The organism is Bradyrhizobium sp. LM2.9 (assembly GCF_054056555.1).
This window is the reverse complement of record NZ_JBSRYJ010000002.1, coordinates 1,241,350-1,256,841: the sequence shown is the minus strand read 5'-3', so window position 1 is coordinate 1,256,841 and position 15,492 is coordinate 1,241,350. Positions and strand designations below refer to the sequence as shown.

At 63.9% G+C, this 15,492-nt stretch carries 15 protein-coding genes and 2 pseudogenes; 9 read left to right on the top strand and 8 right to left on the bottom strand.

Annotation, left to right across the window (positions count from 1 at the left end; all coding sequences use genetic code 11):
- Positions 1-66 precede the first annotated feature (66 nt).
- Positions 67-741, bottom strand: coding sequence for a response regulator transcription factor (locus tag ACVWW3_RS07240; protein ID WP_247446102.1), 675 nt, complete (start codon positions 739-741; stop codon positions 67-69).
- A gap of 341 nt (positions 742-1,082) precedes the next feature.
- Between ACVWW3_RS07240 and ACVWW3_RS07235 the strand changes: the two genes are divergently transcribed.
- Positions 1,083-2,144: a class I SAM-dependent methyltransferase gene (locus tag ACVWW3_RS07235; protein ID WP_456650471.1), complete on the top strand. Its 1,062-nt coding sequence runs from the start codon at positions 1,083-1,085 to the stop codon at positions 2,142-2,144.
- Here the strand turns inward: ACVWW3_RS07235 and ACVWW3_RS07230 are convergent.
- From ACVWW3_RS07230 to ACVWW3_RS07220, 3 genes and pseudogenes are all read right to left on the bottom strand, one after another.
- On the bottom strand, positions 2,116-2,466 hold the full coding sequence (locus tag ACVWW3_RS07230) for a hypothetical protein (protein ID WP_456650472.1): 351 nt from the start codon (positions 2,464-2,466) through the stop codon (positions 2,116-2,118). The two genes, ACVWW3_RS07235 and ACVWW3_RS07230, sit on opposite strands and share 29 nt — an antisense overlap.
- Before the next feature lie 116 nt (positions 2,467-2,582).
- Positions 2,583-2,837, bottom strand: a complete 255-nt coding sequence (locus ACVWW3_RS07225; RefSeq protein ID WP_456650473.1) for a phage integrase N-terminal SAM-like domain-containing protein — start codon at positions 2,835-2,837, stop codon at positions 2,583-2,585.
- Positions 2,838-3,224: 387 nt separating this feature from the next.
- Positions 3,225-4,164: pseudogene (locus ACVWW3_RS07220) on the bottom strand (LysR family transcriptional regulator).
- A 106-nt stretch (positions 4,165-4,270) separates the two neighbouring features.
- On the opposite strand from ACVWW3_RS07220, the pseudogene ACVWW3_RS07215 reads away from it, so the two are divergent.
- The 3 genes and pseudogenes from ACVWW3_RS07215 to ACVWW3_RS07205 all read left to right on the top strand — a co-directional run.
- Positions 4,271-5,209, top strand: a pseudogene (locus ACVWW3_RS07215) (alpha/beta fold hydrolase); the annotation flags it as partial.
- Between the two features lie 468 nt (positions 5,210-5,677).
- Positions 5,678-6,289 (top strand): hydrolase, encoded by a 612-nt coding sequence (locus ACVWW3_RS07210; RefSeq protein WP_456650475.1) that lies wholly within the window; start codon positions 5,678-5,680, stop codon positions 6,287-6,289.
- Between the two features lie 2 nt (positions 6,290-6,291).
- Complete coding sequence (locus ACVWW3_RS07205) at positions 6,292-6,906, top strand: alpha/beta hydrolase (RefSeq protein WP_456650476.1); 615 nt, start codon at positions 6,292-6,294, stop codon at positions 6,904-6,906.
- Between the two features lie 29 nt (positions 6,907-6,935).
- On the opposite strand, the gene ACVWW3_RS07200 is transcribed toward ACVWW3_RS07205, so the two are convergent.
- From ACVWW3_RS07200 to ACVWW3_RS07185, 4 genes are all read right to left on the bottom strand, one after another.
- Positions 6,936-7,181, bottom strand: coding sequence for a YunG family protein (locus ACVWW3_RS07200; protein ID WP_456650477.1), 246 nt, complete (start codon positions 7,179-7,181; stop codon positions 6,936-6,938).
- A 394-nt stretch (positions 7,182-7,575) separates the two neighbouring features.
- Positions 7,576-8,667, bottom strand: coding sequence for a TRAP transporter substrate-binding protein (locus tag ACVWW3_RS07195; protein WP_027517246.1), 1,092 nt, complete (start codon positions 8,665-8,667; stop codon positions 7,576-7,578).
- A 218-nt stretch (positions 8,668-8,885) separates the two neighbouring features.
- Complete coding sequence (locus ACVWW3_RS07190) at positions 8,886-10,025, bottom strand: Mrp/NBP35 family ATP-binding protein (protein WP_456650478.1); 1,140 nt, start codon at positions 10,023-10,025, stop codon at positions 8,886-8,888.
- A 53-nt stretch (positions 10,026-10,078) separates the two neighbouring features.
- Complete coding sequence (locus ACVWW3_RS07185; RefSeq protein ID WP_456650479.1) at positions 10,079-10,516, bottom strand: VOC family protein; 438 nt, start codon at positions 10,514-10,516, stop codon at positions 10,079-10,081.
- A gap of 197 nt (positions 10,517-10,713) precedes the next feature.
- Here ACVWW3_RS07185 and ACVWW3_RS07180 point away from each other — a divergent pair, with 197 nt between their 5' ends.
- The 5 genes from ACVWW3_RS07180 to ACVWW3_RS07160 all read left to right on the top strand — a co-directional run bounded on the left by ACVWW3_RS07180 (position 10,714) and on the right by ACVWW3_RS07160 (position 15,450).
- Entirely contained in the window at positions 10,714-11,586 is an 873-nt protein-coding gene (locus ACVWW3_RS07180) for an NAD(P)-dependent oxidoreductase (protein WP_354103835.1), read from the top strand.
- A gap of 22 nt (positions 11,587-11,608) precedes the next feature.
- Entirely contained in the window at positions 11,609-12,886 is a 1,278-nt protein-coding gene (nhaD, locus tag ACVWW3_RS07175; protein ID WP_456650480.1) for a sodium:proton antiporter NhaD, read from the top strand.
- A 137-nt stretch (positions 12,887-13,023) separates the two neighbouring features.
- Positions 13,024-14,619, top strand: a complete 1,596-nt coding sequence (locus ACVWW3_RS07170; RefSeq protein WP_247340857.1) for a sensor histidine kinase — start codon at positions 13,024-13,026, stop codon at positions 14,617-14,619.
- Between the two features lie 44 nt (positions 14,620-14,663).
- Entirely contained in the window at positions 14,664-14,867 is a 204-nt protein-coding gene (locus ACVWW3_RS07165; RefSeq protein WP_456650481.1) for a DUF1289 domain-containing protein, read from the top strand.
- Between the two features lie 28 nt (positions 14,868-14,895).
- Positions 14,896-15,450, top strand: coding sequence for a TIGR02281 family clan AA aspartic protease (locus tag ACVWW3_RS07160; protein ID WP_456650482.1), 555 nt, complete (start codon positions 14,896-14,898; stop codon positions 15,448-15,450).
- The last annotated feature ends 42 nt before the right edge of the window (positions 15,451-15,492 follow it).

Here is a 15,492-nt window from a genome sequence, read left to right as displayed (position 1 = left end):
AACACGATGCGCCAGATCAGCGATTTGAACGTCGGCGATCTCGCATAGATCCCGGCGACCCCCACGCTATTTCTCCTCGGCCATGAGATAGCCGACGCCGCGGATGGTGTGGATCACGACCTTCGCGCCGTGCTCGGTCAGCTGCTTGCGCAGCCGCGAGACGTAGACCTCGACCGCATTGGAGGCGACCTCGCCGTCGAGCCCGAAGATGTGGTCCTCGACGTTCTTCTTCGGCACCACGCGCCCCTGCCGGCGCAGCAAGATCTCCAGCACCGAGGTCTCGCGCGACGAGATGATCCGCGGCTGGTCGTCGACGAAGATCTGGCGGCTTTCGGTGTCGTAGACGAGATTGGCGAGACGCAGCGAGCGGCCGAGCAACTGGCCCGGGCGGCGCAGGATCGCCTCCAGCCGCGCCACCAGCTCCTCCATCGCGAACGGCTTTGCGAGATAGTCGTCGGCGCCGCTGCGCAGGCCGCTGACGCGGTCCTGCAAGCCGCCGCGCGCGGTCAGCACCAGCACCGGCAGTGGCTCCATCTGCCGGCGCAGCTCGCGCAGCACCGAGAGGCCATCGCCGTCGGGCAGACCGAGGTCGAGGATCATCGCGGCATAGTTGACGCTGCTCACCGCCTCGCGCGCCTCGGCCGCGCTGCCGACGATATCGCTCTCATAGCCGGCCGCCGACAGCCCGCCGGCCACCAGCCGCGACAGTTCGGCATTGTCCTCGACGATCAGAAGGCGCATCGCATTTCCGCCGGATACCCACGTCACCCCACGGCCCTTGCCGCATCTTCGCTCTCTTCCACCATTCCGGCCACCTCGGCCAGCGAAAAAGCACCCGACAGACCGGTCACCTCTTCTGTCAGCTTCGCGTTAGCCAACCAGGCGCGCGCCTCTGCGGCGCCCGTGTCGGTTGTTGGACGCGAGCACACATCCCTGCCCGATCAAGCGTTACCGCTCCTGACCCAAATCTGGCATCGGACGGGGCTATTCGCTGAAACGTGAACGCGTTCACACTTGCAATCCGCCGGTCGTCCTAGGCTCTTTAACCGACGGGGGGCTGTTCTCGAAGCGGAGAAGCTGCAATGCGTGAACCAAACCTTGAAAAGTTGAACGCGCTCGTAGGAAAGCTTGTCGGCGACCTCGGCATCTCGCTTGGCGGCGCAAGCATCCTGCTCGGTGATCGCCTCGGGCTCTACAAGGCGATGGCCGATGGTGCGGTGGTCACTCCGTCCGAGCTTGCCAAGAAGACCGGTCTGCATGAGCGCTATGTGCGCGAATGGCTTTCCGGGCAGGCTGCCTCCGGATACATCGACTACCACCCCGAAAAGAACGCGTTCTCACTCTCGGCAGAGCAAGCCATGGCATTCGCCGAAGAGACCTCGCCGGCTTTCTTTGCCGGCGCATTCGATGTCGTGCAGTCCACCTACCTCGACGAACCCAAAGTCGCCGAAGCGTTTCGAACCGGGAAAGGCGTTGGCTGGCACGAGCATTCGAAGTGTCTTTTCTCTGGCACCGAGCGCTTCTTCAGGCCGGGCTATAACGCCAATCTGGTTTCGAACTGGATTCCGACGCTCGAAGGCGTCGAAGCGAAACTGAAAGCTGGCGCCAGGGTCGCCGACGTCGGATGCGGCCACGGCGCCTCTACGATTGTGATGGCGCAGGCCTACCCCAATTCAGAGTTTTTCGGGTTCGATTACCACAAGCCTTCGATTGAACGCGCGAAGGTCTTGGCGCAAGAAGCAGGAGTTGGAGACCGCATCACGTTCGCGCAGGCCAGTGCCAAGGATTTTCCGGCCAAAGACTATGATCTTGTGGCGTTCTTCGATTGCCTGCATGACATGGGCGATCCCGTGGGTGCAGGCAAGCATGTCAAGGAAACGCTGGCCAAGGATGGGTCGTGGATGATCGTCGAGCCGTTTGCTCATGACAATCTCAAGGACAATCTCAACCCGGTCGGATGCGTCTACTATCACGCCTCGACATTCATTTGTACGCCGGCATCACTGTCTCAGGAAGTGGGCCTGGGGCTCGGCGCACAGGCGGGTGAAAGCAGATTGCGTCAGGTGGCCACTGAAGCAGGCTTCAGGCGCTTCCGCCGCGCGACCGAGACGCCGTTCAACATGATCTTCGAAGTGCGTTCTTGACCGCAAACATTCCGCTCTGGACCCGGAGCGGAAGTGAGCTATGTGCCGGCGCCCCAGCCGCATTCCTGAACACCGCGACCTGGACCGCGATCAAGGAGATGGCCGCGGCCGCCGTCATACAAGCCGACGACGCCGATTTCGAGAGAGAAACGAACACGTGGCGTTCCCGTTTGCCTCGGCTGCAGCATTTCTCATTTGCATGGGGCGTCGTGCAGACTGCTGAGGCAAAGCTGTGGCGCAAGGTGTGCGGCGTCACCCGCTTCGTAATCTCCGCGATCTCGGCCGCGACATGGCAGGCGCGCGTGAGCTGGCGCGTCGTCATCGGGTTGGTCGGGTTCTGGCCCGGAAACAGCCAACCCTGCTGCCGGTTGTTTTGAGCCCCGAGAAACCTTGCGCGGCTCGTGCATGAACGCCAGCTGCTTGGCGAGGTCGGGACGATCAAGCGTCACATTGAACAAGAACCGCAGCGCCGAGACGGTGGCGTTGATCTTCGGCGCCCGCGCCCCACGATGCCAGATGCAGCCGGAAGCGGCGCACGTCCTCTGCTTTGGCTGCGTCGGGAGAGCGGCCGAGAAACGCGGCGAACTCCTTGTCCCTTTGCACGTAGTCACGTTGGGTCCTTGGCGCGAACTTGCGGATCGACATGTCTTCGATCATGCGCCAGCGTAACGGGCTCACGGCCTGGTCGGTCATGGAGGTCCTCCTGTCTTGAGTGAGGTTTGCAGTTCCTCGATCTCAAGACAGGACGCTTCCGCACCTACGCCCTCGATAGTCGCTAAATGCCCGCCCCAAGCGCCCTACCGCGCGAGCGGTTTAGTCCCTTGACTCTAAGCGGTCATTGGCGAGCCAGCCACAAAGTTGATCCTCCGTTCGATATGTCGGATCTCTGCCCATAGATGCGTTATTCGAATAGCAATCGAGTAGCTCAGCAACGTTTGCGCGCTGTTGGCGGATATCGATGGCACCGGACATCATAGATTCTGGAGAGCCGAGACCATCGACCGCCTCCTTTGCGTCAGGTCGAAACGGATTCCGTTCCATGCCTACGGTATCAACCAGATTTTCCCTCAATGGCGGCGGCTATATCGCGGCTGTCACTCGTTGATGCAGTCCACGACTGCCGCCCACGCACTCCGCGAGGTAGTCCACGAATATTCGGACGCGAGCAGGCATGTTCGCCCCGCCGACGAAGACGGCGTGGAATATCTCCTTGTCGCCGGGATTGAACGGTTCGAGAAGCGGGACTAGGCGCCCCGCCGCGATCGCGTCCCCGAGGCTGAAATTGCCGACCCGGGCGATGCCGACGCCGTCGAGCGCCAACTGGCCCAGCGTCTCGCCACTATTCGCCTCAATAGCGCCTCGCACCTTCAGGGCGAAGTCGACTCCGTCCCGGCGAAACGGCCAGACCGGCTCGGCCCGGCGAAAACTGAAGTTGAGGCAATTGTGGTTATGGAGGTCTTCCGGCCTTTCGGGCACGCCCCAGCGCGCTAGGTAGTCCGGCGAGGCAACGATGGTGCGGCCGTTTTCGCTGAGGCGGCGTGCGGTGAGGGCGCTGTCGGCCAGCGGGCCGCCGCGCACCGCCACATCTGCCTGACCGGCGGCGACATCGACGACCCCGTCGCCGAGATTGATGTCGATCACGATATTCGGATAGCGGCGCACGAACTCGCCGAGCAAAGGCACGATGCAAAGACGCCCGTGGGAAAAACACCGCTGCGCTGACCCGGATGCGACCGCGCGGTGAGCCCTGATCGGCAATCGCCTGCTCGGCTTCGTCGAGATCGGCGAGAATGCGGCGGGCCGCGCTGAGATAGGCGCGGCCTTCCGCAGTCAGGGTGAGCGCGCGCGTCGTCCGCAACAGCAAGCGTGCGCCGAGCCGCCGCTCGATCCGGTCCAGGGTGCGGCTCACAGCCGACGGAGTCAGTCCGAGGCTACGGCCCGCAGCCGAGAAGCTGCCGCTGTCGATGACGCCGCAGAACACTTCCAGTTCCCGGGCACGGTCCGCGGTATCTGCTGCCACCTTTGCGCCCCAGTCAAAAATGCTTCGCTTAGATAGTAGCTAATCCCAACGATCTTCCTCGTCTACCTTTGCGTCTACGAAAAAGGCCTACCCAAGGAGATCGCCCATGAACGTCCCCATCCAGCTTCGCCGGGTTGCCCTGACCGGAGCCGCGCTCGCCATCCTGGCCGGCACCGCCGTCGCGTCAGCGGCTGACGGGCCGACGGATTTTCCGAACACCTTCCACACCGAAGAGGTCGCGACCAATGGCACGACCCTCCACGTCCGGGTCGGCGGGTCTGGACCGACGGTCGTGCTGCTGCATGGCTATGGCGAGACCGGAGACATGTGGGGGCCGCTCGCGGCGAACCTTGCGCGCAATCACACGGTGATCGTGCCCGATCTGCGGGGCATGGGCCTTTCTGCCCGCGCAGAGACTGGTTTCGAGAAGGTCAATCAAGCAGACGACATCGTCGGCGTGATGGACACGCTGCATGCGCCGCGCGCTGATATCGTGGCGCACGACATCGGCAACATGGTCGCCTTTGCCCTGGCCTCACGGCACGCCGAACGGGTGACGAAGCTGGTGCTGATGGATGCACCGGTGCCAGGCGTCGGGCCGTGGGAAGAAATCCTGAAGAACCCGTTGCTGTGGCACTTCCGGTTCGGCGGGCCGGATATGGAGCGCCTGGTGGCGGGCCGCGAGCGGATCTATCTCGACCGATTCTGGAACGAGTTCTCGGCCAATCCGGCCAATTTCCCGGAGGCGTCCCGAGCCCACTACGCTCAGCTTTACGCCGCGCCGGGGCGAATGCACGCTGGCTTCCGCCAGTTCGCCGCCTTCGATCAGGACGCGATCGACAACCGCGCCTGGCTCTCGGCCCACGGCAAGCTGCTCATGCCGGTTCTCGCGGTCGGAGGCGCTGCATCCTTCGGCCCAGCAATGGCGGCGGTGATGCAGGCCGGCGCGGTCGATGTGCAGGAGCGGGTCATCGCAGGCTCCGGTCACTGGCTGATGGAGGAGCAACCCGCAGCTATGGCGGCCGCGATCGAGACCTTCCTCGACGAACGACCCATCGCCGCGGAGAGCGGGCACCTAAGGCAGACGGCTCTGACGCTGGAACAGACGCAGGCAATGCCGCAGTCCGGTGCGGGTGCCGGCACCTCCGGAGTTGCTGCTATCCGTACCGTGCTGCTTTCCGGCGACCCGGCCAAGCCCGGCCCCTACGTGCTCGAAATCCACGTGCCGCCGAACACCGCGATCGCACCGCACACCCACCGCGACGACCGCTTCGCCACGGTGATCTCCGGCACCTGGTACTTCGGTTACGGCAGCAAGGCGTCCGACGCCCCGATGAAGCCATTGACGGCAGGCGGCCTCTACACCGAGCCCGGCGACGTTGCGCACTTTGCCTTCACACGCGCCGAGGGCGCCGTCGTCCGTCTGACCGGGATCGGCCCCAGCGACACGTCACGCGTCCCCGCATCCCGCTGACCTGCTCCAGACAAGTGCACATCCACAAAGGAAATTCCGATGACGTCGTTCCCCACCATCCGCGATGCCAAAACCGACCATCTTTTGACCCCGCAAAATGCGGCTCTGGTGATCATCGATTACCAACCGGTTCAGGTCAGCTCGATTCAGTCGATGTCGAAACGAACCCTTGTCGCCAACATCACCGCGGTGGCCAGGACCGCGAAGCTATTCGCCCTGCCGACGGTGATCGCCACCGTGAATGTCGCCACCGGTCGCAACCAACCCACCATCCACCAGATCTCCGAGGTTTTTCCTGATGTCGTGCCGATCGACCGGACCTCGATCAACGCCTGGGAGGACGCGGACTTCGTCGCCGCGATCCGCAACACCGGCCGCAAGAAGCTGATCATGACCGCGCTCTGGACCGAAGTTTGCCTTGTGCACCCGGCACTGGACGCGCTGCAGGAGGGATTCGAAGTCTATCCGGTGGTCGACGCGGTGGGAGGCACCTCGCGCGAGGCGCACGATGCGGGGCTGCGGCGCTTGGTCCAGGCTGGCGCCCAGCCCACCAGTTGGGTGCAACTGATCTGCGAATTGCAGCGGGACTGGAATCGCTCGGCAACCGTGCCCGGCTTTTCGGAGATCCTGTTCACCATCGAAGGCCACTGATCATGGCCATGCAGACCGTGGACGATGCGATCGAGCGGGTGAATGCATCACACAAGCCGCCGGTCATATTCATTCATGGCCTGTGGTCGATGCCCAACTCGTGGGACCGATGGGCTGAAATGTTCGAAGCCGCCGGCTATGCTCCGTTGGCGCCCGGATGGCCGGCGGAGCTGGGCGGCGCCGCGGCGCCAGAAACCATCGGCCAAGTCGCGGCGCATTTCGCCCGCATTGCCGGCGCACTGGGCCGCCGCCCGGCCCTGATCGGCCGTTCGTTCGGTGGGCTGATCGCGCAGACCCTGGCCGGGCGCGGACTTTCGGCCGCGACGGTGGCGATTGATCTGGCTCCGCTTCGCGGCGGCCTGCCTGTCTCCGCTTGGACCAAGGCTCGCGTCGACACCGAGGCAGTCGAGCGGGGACCACTGCTGATGATCTCCGGCGAGCGCGAGGACACCGTGGCGCCATCGGTCACCCGAACTACCTACGAACGGCAGAAGCGCAATCAGCACGCTGTTACCGAATTCGTCCAACTTCCACGATGCGGCCGCTCGCTGCCCATAGACAGCGGCTGGCGGGAAGTGGCGCAGACGGCGCTTACATTCGTGAGACGGTTTCTGTAGCGTTCAGTCGCTCATGTTTTGAGGGCAGCTCAACTGCCGTTTCTGTGAAGGGTTTCGGATGCCGGCCCATGCCTTAGGCCGTCGATCCGATTGTAAAAATGGTCGCCGGCCGGCAGAGGCGTCTTCAGCAAGTCGCCGCCGAAGAGCTCGTGAAGGAGCAGCGCGGTGACGTTGCATTGCCCTGCCGCCGGATTGTTCGCCGTCCATTGGCTGGCGGTTGCCAACGACCAGGCCTTGCGCAGCGCGCTTTGAACCTCATCGGGATCGAAGCTCATCGTCACTCCCCAGGTATCGGCGAAAATTTCGGATTATACGATTATGCCTTTCTGCCACTGTTTTGCCCGACGAGTCAAACGGCCTCGCTGAAGCACTCGCTTGGTGCTCCTGGGCACACCCCGCCTTGGCTCACAAAATGCGGACTTGCCCTCGGCCGCACGATGATCGGGCCTGCCTGCCAATTAGCTCCGTCGCATCAAGCTGTTGGCTGCGCTCACAGCGCCTTGTCCTCTCACCCCTCGTCTACTGTGCATGGGGTTGTTTTTCAGATTTTTTGTTGGACACCCTTCGTACCGCGGCCTCCGCGGCGCCCATCCCGATCGCGTCGCGCCAAAGAAAAGCCCAGCCTCGCGAACGAGACCGGGCGTATCGCCTTTCGACTTCTTGCGAAGATCAGCCGCGGGTGCGCGAGCGGATCATGAAGCTGTCGTAGGTGTATTCGGCGACCTGCCACCACAGATATTCGTCGGAGCGGTAGGCCTGCATGGCGTCGATCGACTTCTTGAAGTCGGGATTCTTGGCCGAGATTTCGCCCCACAATTCGTTGGTCGCCTTGAGACAGGCTTCCAGAACCTCGTTGGTGAACGGGCGAAGCTGTGTTCCCCCGGCCACCAGACGCTTCAGGGCGCCGGGGTTCACCATGTCGTAGCGCGCGGCCATCCAGGTGTTGGTGTTGACGGTCGCGTTGGTGAGGATCGCCTGATAGTTCTTCGGCAATTCGTTCCACTTGTCGATGTTGGCGAAGGCGTGAACGGTCGGACCACCTTCCCAGAAACCCGGGTAGTAGTAGTATTTGGCGACCTTGGCGAAGCCGAGCTTCTCGTCATCGTAGGGGCCGACCCATTCGGCCGCGTCGATGGTGCCCTTCTCGAGCGACGGATAGATGTCGCCGCCGGCGAGCTGCTGCGGCACCACGCCGACCTTCTGGAGCACCTGGCCGGCAATGCCGCCGATGCGCATCTTGAGGCCCGAGAGGTCGGCAACAGTCTTGATCTCCTTGCGGAACCAGCCGCCCATCTGGGTGCCGGTGTTGCCGCAGGGGAAGCCCACCACGTTCGACTTCTTGAAGAACTCGTTGGCGAGCTCGTTGCCGCCGCCCTGGTACAACCAGGAATTCTGCTGGCGTGCGTTGAGACCGAAAGGCACCGACGCGAAGATTGCGAAGGTCGGGTCTTTGCCGACGTAATAATACGACACTGTGTGGCACATCTCGACGGTGCCTTTCTGCGTCGCATCCAGCGCCTGCAGACCCGGAACGATTTCACCCGCCTGGAAGACCTGGATCTGAAACTTGTTGTCGGTCATCTCGGCGACGTACTTCGCCATCTGCTCGGCACCGCCATAAATGGTGTCGAGCGACTTAGGGAAGCTCGACGTCAGGCGCCACTTGATCTCGGGCGAGGACTGCGCGATCGCCGGCGAGGCCACCGCGGCGGTCGCCGCCGCGCCGGCTGCCGACACTTTCAGGAAATCACGACGCTTCATCTTCAGTCTCTCCTTGTTGGGGCGTTTCCCCTAACTTCCTCTTTGCTGCCGCTCATTCCGGCGACGCGTTTTTGGGCCGCGTCGAACCGAAGGGGCTTGACTGCCGTGGGCCTTTAACACGGTAGCCCCGCTTTCGAAACGCGACATTGGCATGACAGGGCTCTACGAAAGTCGCATGTCCCCAGGGTATTGGTTTGAAGGGATTGGCTTGGATCCGCTCATGCCGCGGCGATGACGCCCTTGAGCTGGTCCCGGACCTGTCCTGCAACGGCGCGGTAGATCGCCGCATGGGGACCGTCCGGCTCGCTGTCGACCACGGGCGTGCCGGCATCCGAGGTGGCGCGAATCGCCATGTGCAGGGGGATCTCGCCCAGGAACGGTACCCCGAGCTTCTCGGCCTCGTGGCGCGCCCCGCCATGGCCGAAAATGTCGGATTTCGTGCCGCAATGCGGGCACTGGAAATAGCTCATGTTCTCGACGATGCCGAGCACGGGCACGTTGACCTTCTTGAACATCGCAAGCCCCCGCCTTGCGTCGATCAGGGACAGGTCCTGCGGGGTCGAGACAATCACGGCGCCCTTCAAGGGGACGTTCTGCGCCAAGGTGAGCTGGGCATCGCCCGTGCCCGGCGGCATGTCGACGACGAGCACGTCGAGCGTGCCCCATGCGACGTCGCGCAGCATCTGCGTCACCGCCGACATCACCATCGGCCCGCGCCAGATCATCGCGGTCTCTTCCTCCACCAGGAAGCCGATCGACATGATGGCGAGGCCGAAACGCCGGAGCGGAATCATCTTGCGCTCGTCGTTCAGCGCCGGCTTGTCGTGCAGGCCGGTCAGCCGCGGCACCGAGGGGCCGTAGATGTCGGCATCAAGCAGCCCGACCTTGAGGCCGAGGTCGCGCAGGCCCAGCGCCAGATTGAGCGCAGTGGTGGACTTGCCGACGCCGCCCTTGCCCGAGGCGACCGCGATCACGGCTGCGACGCCCGGAATCTCGGACTGCCGCGCCATCGGCGATTGACCGCCCTGCGGCGGCTTGTGGGCGTGGACCGGCTGCACGCCTGGCGCGCCGCGGCTCGGCGTTGGCGGCGGAGGCGGCGGCGCGGCGCCGGCCTTGCGCTCGGCGGTCAGCGCCACCATGACGGTGGTGACGCCGGGGATGGCGCGGACCGCGGCCTCGGCTTCGGCCCGGACGGATTCCCAGGCCCGCGCCTCGGCGGCATCGACATTGATCGAGAAGAACACCTTGCCGTCGGCGGCGTTGATCGCGCTCAGCACATTGGCATTGGCGAGCGCGACCCCGCGGGGCGATTTGATCCTGGCGAGGCTGTCGAGAACCTGTTGCTGCGTCACGGTCAAAGCGCATCTCCTCGAATTCAAGATGCCCCATTAGAGCGGAAACGCCCAAAAGGCTACCGCCTGCCGATATCGCCAGCCATCTCGGCGGGCGCCGCCCCCTGCTCCAGGGCCGCCTCGTAGTTGAGCTCGATCATGACCCCGTTGGGGTCGTGGACGAAGATCTGCCAGAGTTCGCCGCCGGGCACCTGGCGGGAGTCGAACTTCATCCCCTTTGAGGCCAGCCGCTGCTTCATGCCGTCAAATCCACGGCTGGCGAAGGCGACGTGGTGGACAACGCCGGAATCCGGCTTTTGTGGCTCGGCGGTCGGGGAAATATCGACGAGGTGCACCACCGGCTTGCCCTCGCTGTACATCCAGGCGCCGGGGAAGGCGAAATTCGGCCGGGCGCCATTTTCCAGGCCCAGCACCTCCTCGTAGAAGCGGACTGTCGCGGCCAGATTCCGGGTCCGGATGTTGAAATGATCGAGCACGCCCACGCTTACGCCGCCCATGCTTTCGCTCCCTTTTTGAAGTCCTTAGGTCCGCCATCCTAGCACAGGAGGGCATCGAACGAAGCCGTTGCCCTCCGGCCTCAACGGTTTATGGTGCGCGCGATCTGCCGCAATGGCGGAACTTTTGAGGGCGTCGATTGGCGCCCCCTCGCCCGGCAAAAAACCGTAACACCCGAACTACGGACAAGGTACCCCACATGGCTAAAGTCGCTTTCCTCGGTCTCGGCGTCATGGGCTTCCCCATGGCCGGACACCTCGTGAAAAAAGGGGGCCATGAGGTCACCGTCTACAACCGCACCGCGGCCAAGGCGAAGGAATGGGCGGACAAGTTTGGCGGCAAGACCGCGGCGACGCCGAAGGCTGCAGCCGAGGGCCAGGATTTCGTGATGTGCTGCGTTGGCAACGACAATGATCTGCGCGCGGTCACGATCGGCGCCGACGGCGCGTTCGCCGGCGTGAAAAAGGGCGCGACCTTCGTCGACCACACCACCGCCTCCGCCGAGGTCGCGCGTGAGCTTGATGCTGCCGCGACCAAGGCCGGCTTCAAGTTCATCGACGCACCCGTGTCCGGCGGCCAGGCCGGCGCCGAGAACGGCGTGCTGACCGTGATGTGCGGCGGCGCCCAGGATGCCTATTCCGGCGCCGAGCCAATCATCACAGGCGCCTATGCGCGAATGTGCAAACTGCTCGGGCCGGCCGGCTCGGGCCAGCTGACCAAAATGGTCAACCAGATTTGCATCGCAGGCCTGGTTCAGGGACTCTCCGAGGGTATCCACTTCGCCAAGAAGAGCGGCCTCGACGTCGCCGCCGTGATCGAGACCATCTCAAAAGGCGCGGCTCAGTCCTGGCAGATGGAGAACCGCTACAAGACCATGAACGACGACAAGTACGATTTCGGCTTCGCGGTCGAATGGATGCGCAAGGACCTCTCGATCTCGCTGGCCGAAGCCCGCCGCAACGGCGCCAATCTGCCGGTCACCGCGCTGGTCGACCAGTTCTACGCCGAAGTCGAGAAGATGGGCGGCAAGCGCTGGGACACGTCGAGCCTGCTCGCGCGCCTTAATCGCTGACACCTGATGAAGTGATCCTGCCTTGCTGATCGCACTCGCCGCAATCTTCGTCCTCGCCTATGCGGCGATCGCGCTCGAGCATCCGATCGGGGTGAACAAGAGCGCGTCTGCGCTGCTCGGCGCGGGCGTGCTCTGGACAATCTACGCGCTCGCGACGGGCGACCACACGTTGGTCAGCCGTCAGCTTGATGAGTCCGTCGCCTCCACCGCGCAGATCGTGTTCTTCCTGATTGGCGCGATGACCATCGTCGAAGTCATCGACGCCCATGACGGTTTCGAGGTCATCACCTCCCGCATCAGCACGACCAGCCAGATCCGTCTGATATGGCTGATTGGCTTCGTGACCTTCTTCCTCAGTGCGATCCTCGACAATCTGACCACCACCATCGTCATGGTCTCGCTGATCCAGCGGCTGATCGCCAAGCGCGACGACCGCCTGCTGTTCGCCTCCCTCATCGTCATCGCCGCGAACGCCGGCGGCGCATGGACCGTGATCGGCGACGTCACCACGACCATGCTGTGGATAGGCGGACAGATCTCGCCGCTGAAGATCATGGGCGCGGTGTTCCTGCCCTCGCTGCTCAACCTGCTGGTGCCGCTCGCATTCATCAGCTTTTCACTCAAGGGCAAGACCATCGCGCCGCCGCCGAAAGAGGACGGATTGCAGAGCGTCGATCCGCTCGAGCGGAACGTGATGTTCTATCTCGGACTCGGCGTACTGATCGCGGTGCCCGTCTTCAAGACGGTCACGCACCTGCCGCCCTTCATGGGCGTCCTGCTCGGGCTTGGTATCGTGTGGTTGGTCGGCGAGATCCTTCATCGCAACAAGGATGAGCATGTCCGTGGCCCGCTCACGCTTGCGCATGCGCTGACGCGGATCGACATGGGCTCGATCGTGTTTTTCCTCGGGATCTTGCTCGCGGTCGCCAGCCTCGAACATGCTGGCCTGCTCTCCATGCTGGCCAAATGGCTGGACGCCGCGATCGGTCGCCAGGATCTCATCGTCATCGTGCTCGGCCTTCTGAGCGCCGTCATCGACAACGTGCCGCTGGTGGCCGCGACCATGGGCATGTACGACCTCGGCCACTATCCGCCCGACAGCTTCCTCTGGGAGTTCATCGCCTATTGCGCCGGCACCGGCGGTTCGATCCTGATCATCGGCTCGGCCGCAGGCGTCGCCGCCATGGGGCTCGAGCGCATCGAGTTCCTCTGGTATGCCCGCCGCATCGCCGTCCCCGCGCTCGCCGGCTATCTGGCGGGAGCCGTGGTGTACATCGCGCAGCATGCGGTGCTGCAATGAGCTACTCAGGCCGGATCCAAAATTAACGCCGGGTTAACGTAATTCTTTAGCTCCTTAAGTCACCTCTTAAGGATTTCTTGCCAGAGATAGACAATGCAGAAGGCCCGCCTCGCGCGGGCAGGAATTGTTGTTGTGCGATGAGTAAACCCGCTGAAAAGCCCGAGGTTGTCCAGCTTCCGGCCGAGCCGGTGAGCGCGCCGTCGGCGAGCAGCCGAAGGGCTGCGGCGCAGCGGGTGCGCGAGGCGCGCGACAAGTTAACGTCGACCAGCGGAACCCGGCCGGCTTTCGACGCCGAGATGCTGCGCCAATATGCCCAGACGCGGTTGTCGGCCTCCTATGTCGCGATGCTGCTGGTCGTTGCCACCGGTGTGCTGTTCGGGCTGTGGATGCAGCCGATCCCGGCCGCAGCCTGGACCGCCGGCATGCTCTGCATCCACGCAGCGATGATCCGCAGTTGCCACCGCTTCCTGGCCGCGCCCTCCTCGCCGACCGCGACGCGCGCCTGGCGGACGCGCTTCGTCGTGCTCGACCTGCTCTATGGCCTATGCTGGATGGCGATCCTGATCCATCCCGTGCTCGACCTGGTCACGGAAACGCTGATGATGTTCCTGATGCTGCTGGTCATCGCAGTATCGAGCATGCTGGCGGCCAATCTGCCGATCGCGGCCCTTGCCGCCACGGCGCCGGTCGCGGTCGCGATGGCGCTGAGTTTTGTGATGACCGGCTCGCTGGACAATTACATCCTGGCCGGGCTCGCGCTCGCCGCCGAAGGCTATTTCGTGCTGCTGGCGCACCGCCTGCACTCCTCGACTTTCGCCACGCTCGAGGCGCGCGCCGAGAAGGACGCGCTGATCGGCGAGCTCGAACAGGCCAAGGCGATCTCGGACGAAGCCCGTCACCGCGCCGAATCCGCCAACGTCGCCAAGTCGCGCTTTCTCGCGCAGATGAGCCACGAGCTGCGCACGCCGCTGAACGCGATCCTTGGCTTCTCCGAGGTGATGAAGAGCGAGATTTTTGGCGCGCATGCCGTGCCCGTCTACAAGGAGTATTCCGGGGACATCCATAATTCCGGCGTCCACCTGCTCAATCTCATCAACGAGATCCTCGACCTGTCGCGGATCGAGGCCGGCCGTTACGAACTCAACGAGGAAGCAGTCTCGCTGGTCGGCATTGTCGCCGACTGCCATCATTTGATGAAGCTGCGCGCCTCGAGCCGCGGCATCACCATCCACGAGGTGTTCGAGCAGGCGATGCCGCGGCTCTGGGCCGACGAGCGCGCGATCCGCCAGGTCGTGCTCAACCTGCTCTCCAACTCGATCAAGTTCACGCCGCAGGGCGGCGAGATCTGGCTCAAGGCGGGCTGGACGGCCTCGGGTGGACAATATCTCTCGGTGAAGGATTCCGGCTCCGGAATCCCCGAGGACGAGATCCCGGTCGTGCTCGCCTCGTTCGGCCAAGGCTCCAACTCGATCAAGTCGGCCGAACAGGGCGCGGGTCTCGGCCTGCCGATCGCAAAAAATCTAATCGACCTGCATGGCGGTACGTTCACGCTGAAATCGAAGCTGCGCATCGGCACCGAGGTGATCGTTACCTTCCCGCCCGAGCGCGTGATGAGCGCGCTGGCGCCGATGTCGGATGATTCTCCGCCGCTTCAGCCGGACAGTTCCGCGGTGGCGGACGAGAAGCGCAGGCCGCGTAACAAGCCGATCATGAGCGCAGGTACAGGCTCGTAACGAGATGCTTGCAGACATGCCCGACGATCCCTCACTATGCCCGAATGAGCAAAGAAACGCCGTGCGTCGCCGTCTGCATGATCGATCCCAAGACAAAACTGTGCTTCGGCTGCGGACGCACCTTGCCGGAGATCGCGCGCTGGCATGCTATGGAAAGCGCGGAACGGCTGGCGGTCATGGCGCTGTTGCCGGTGCGCATGAATCAGGCTGGACTTGCGCCCATGGCGGGATCGCCGAAACGCACTTGACCGGCCGGCGCGCATCCGGAGGTGCGCGATGATCCGCTTCCTGCTCGTTCTCATCATGCTCGCCGGCACGGCGGGTGCCGTCGTTGCCTATGGCGATTCCGACCAGCTCGCGCGCGCGAGCAGCAGGGTCTCGCACATCTTTCGCACACAGACCGCATCGCCTGCCCCCGCCGTGCAGATCCAGCGCGGCCAGGGCGGCGAATTCGCGTTGCGCGCGAAGATCAACGGCGTCGCCGCACCGATGGTCATCGACACCGGCGCGACCTCGGTGGTGCTGACCTGGGAAACCGCGAAAGCGATCGGGCTGCCGCTCGAGATGCTCGAATACGACGTCGATCTCGAAACCGCGGGCGGCCACACCAAGGCGGCCCGCCTCACGCTTGAGCGCCTCTCCGTCGGCCACCTCGTCGAGAAGTCGGTGCCGGCCCTCGTCGTTCAGCGCGGGCAGATGAAGACGAACCTGCTCGGCATGAGCTTCCTCGACCGCCTGGAGAGCTGGGGCGTGCGCGCCGACAAGCTGAAGCTCACCGGCTATCCGGAGCCCCAGACCGGTCACCGCCGCTCGCGTCTGGCAGTCGACTAGACTCCCCACGGGAGCCAGCCGCGCCGCCACTGCCGACAGACG

Coding starts and splice junctions, on each gene's coding strand:
- ACVWW3_RS07240 (WP_247446102.1), bottom strand. CDS start 741: ATGCGCCTTCTGATCGTCGAGGACAATGCCGAACTGTCGCGGCTGGTG.
- ACVWW3_RS07235 (WP_456650471.1), top strand. CDS start 1,083: ATGCGTGAACCAAACCTTGAAAAGTTGAACGCGCTCGTAGGAAAGCTT.
- ACVWW3_RS07230 (WP_456650472.1), bottom strand. CDS start 2,466: ATGACGACGCGCCAGCTCACGCGCGCCTGCCATGTCGCGGCCGAGATC.
- ACVWW3_RS07225 (WP_456650473.1), bottom strand. CDS start 2,837: ATGACCGACCAGGCCGTGAGCCCGTTACGCTGGCGCATGATCGAAGAC.
- ACVWW3_RS07210 (WP_456650475.1), top strand. CDS start 5,678: ATGACGTCGTTCCCCACCATCCGCGATGCCAAAACCGACCATCTTTTG.
- ACVWW3_RS07205 (WP_456650476.1), top strand. CDS start 6,292: ATGGCCATGCAGACCGTGGACGATGCGATCGAGCGGGTGAATGCATCA.
- ACVWW3_RS07200 (WP_456650477.1), bottom strand. CDS start 7,181: ATGAGCTTCGATCCCGATGAGGTTCAAAGCGCGCTGCGCAAGGCCTGG.
- ACVWW3_RS07195 (WP_027517246.1), bottom strand. CDS start 8,667: ATGAAGCGTCGTGATTTCCTGAAAGTGTCGGCAGCCGGCGCGGCGGCG.
- ACVWW3_RS07185 (WP_456650479.1), bottom strand. CDS start 10,516: ATGGGCGGCGTAAGCGTGGGCGTGCTCGATCATTTCAACATCCGGACC.
- ACVWW3_RS07180 (WP_354103835.1), top strand. CDS start 10,714: ATGGCTAAAGTCGCTTTCCTCGGTCTCGGCGTCATGGGCTTCCCCATG.
- ACVWW3_RS07170 (WP_247340857.1), top strand. CDS start 13,024: ATGAGTAAACCCGCTGAAAAGCCCGAGGTTGTCCAGCTTCCGGCCGAG.
- ACVWW3_RS07165 (WP_456650481.1), top strand. CDS start 14,664: ATGAGCAAAGAAACGCCGTGCGTCGCCGTCTGCATGATCGATCCCAAG.
- ACVWW3_RS07160 (WP_456650482.1), top strand. CDS start 14,896: ATGATCCGCTTCCTGCTCGTTCTCATCATGCTCGCCGGCACGGCGGGT.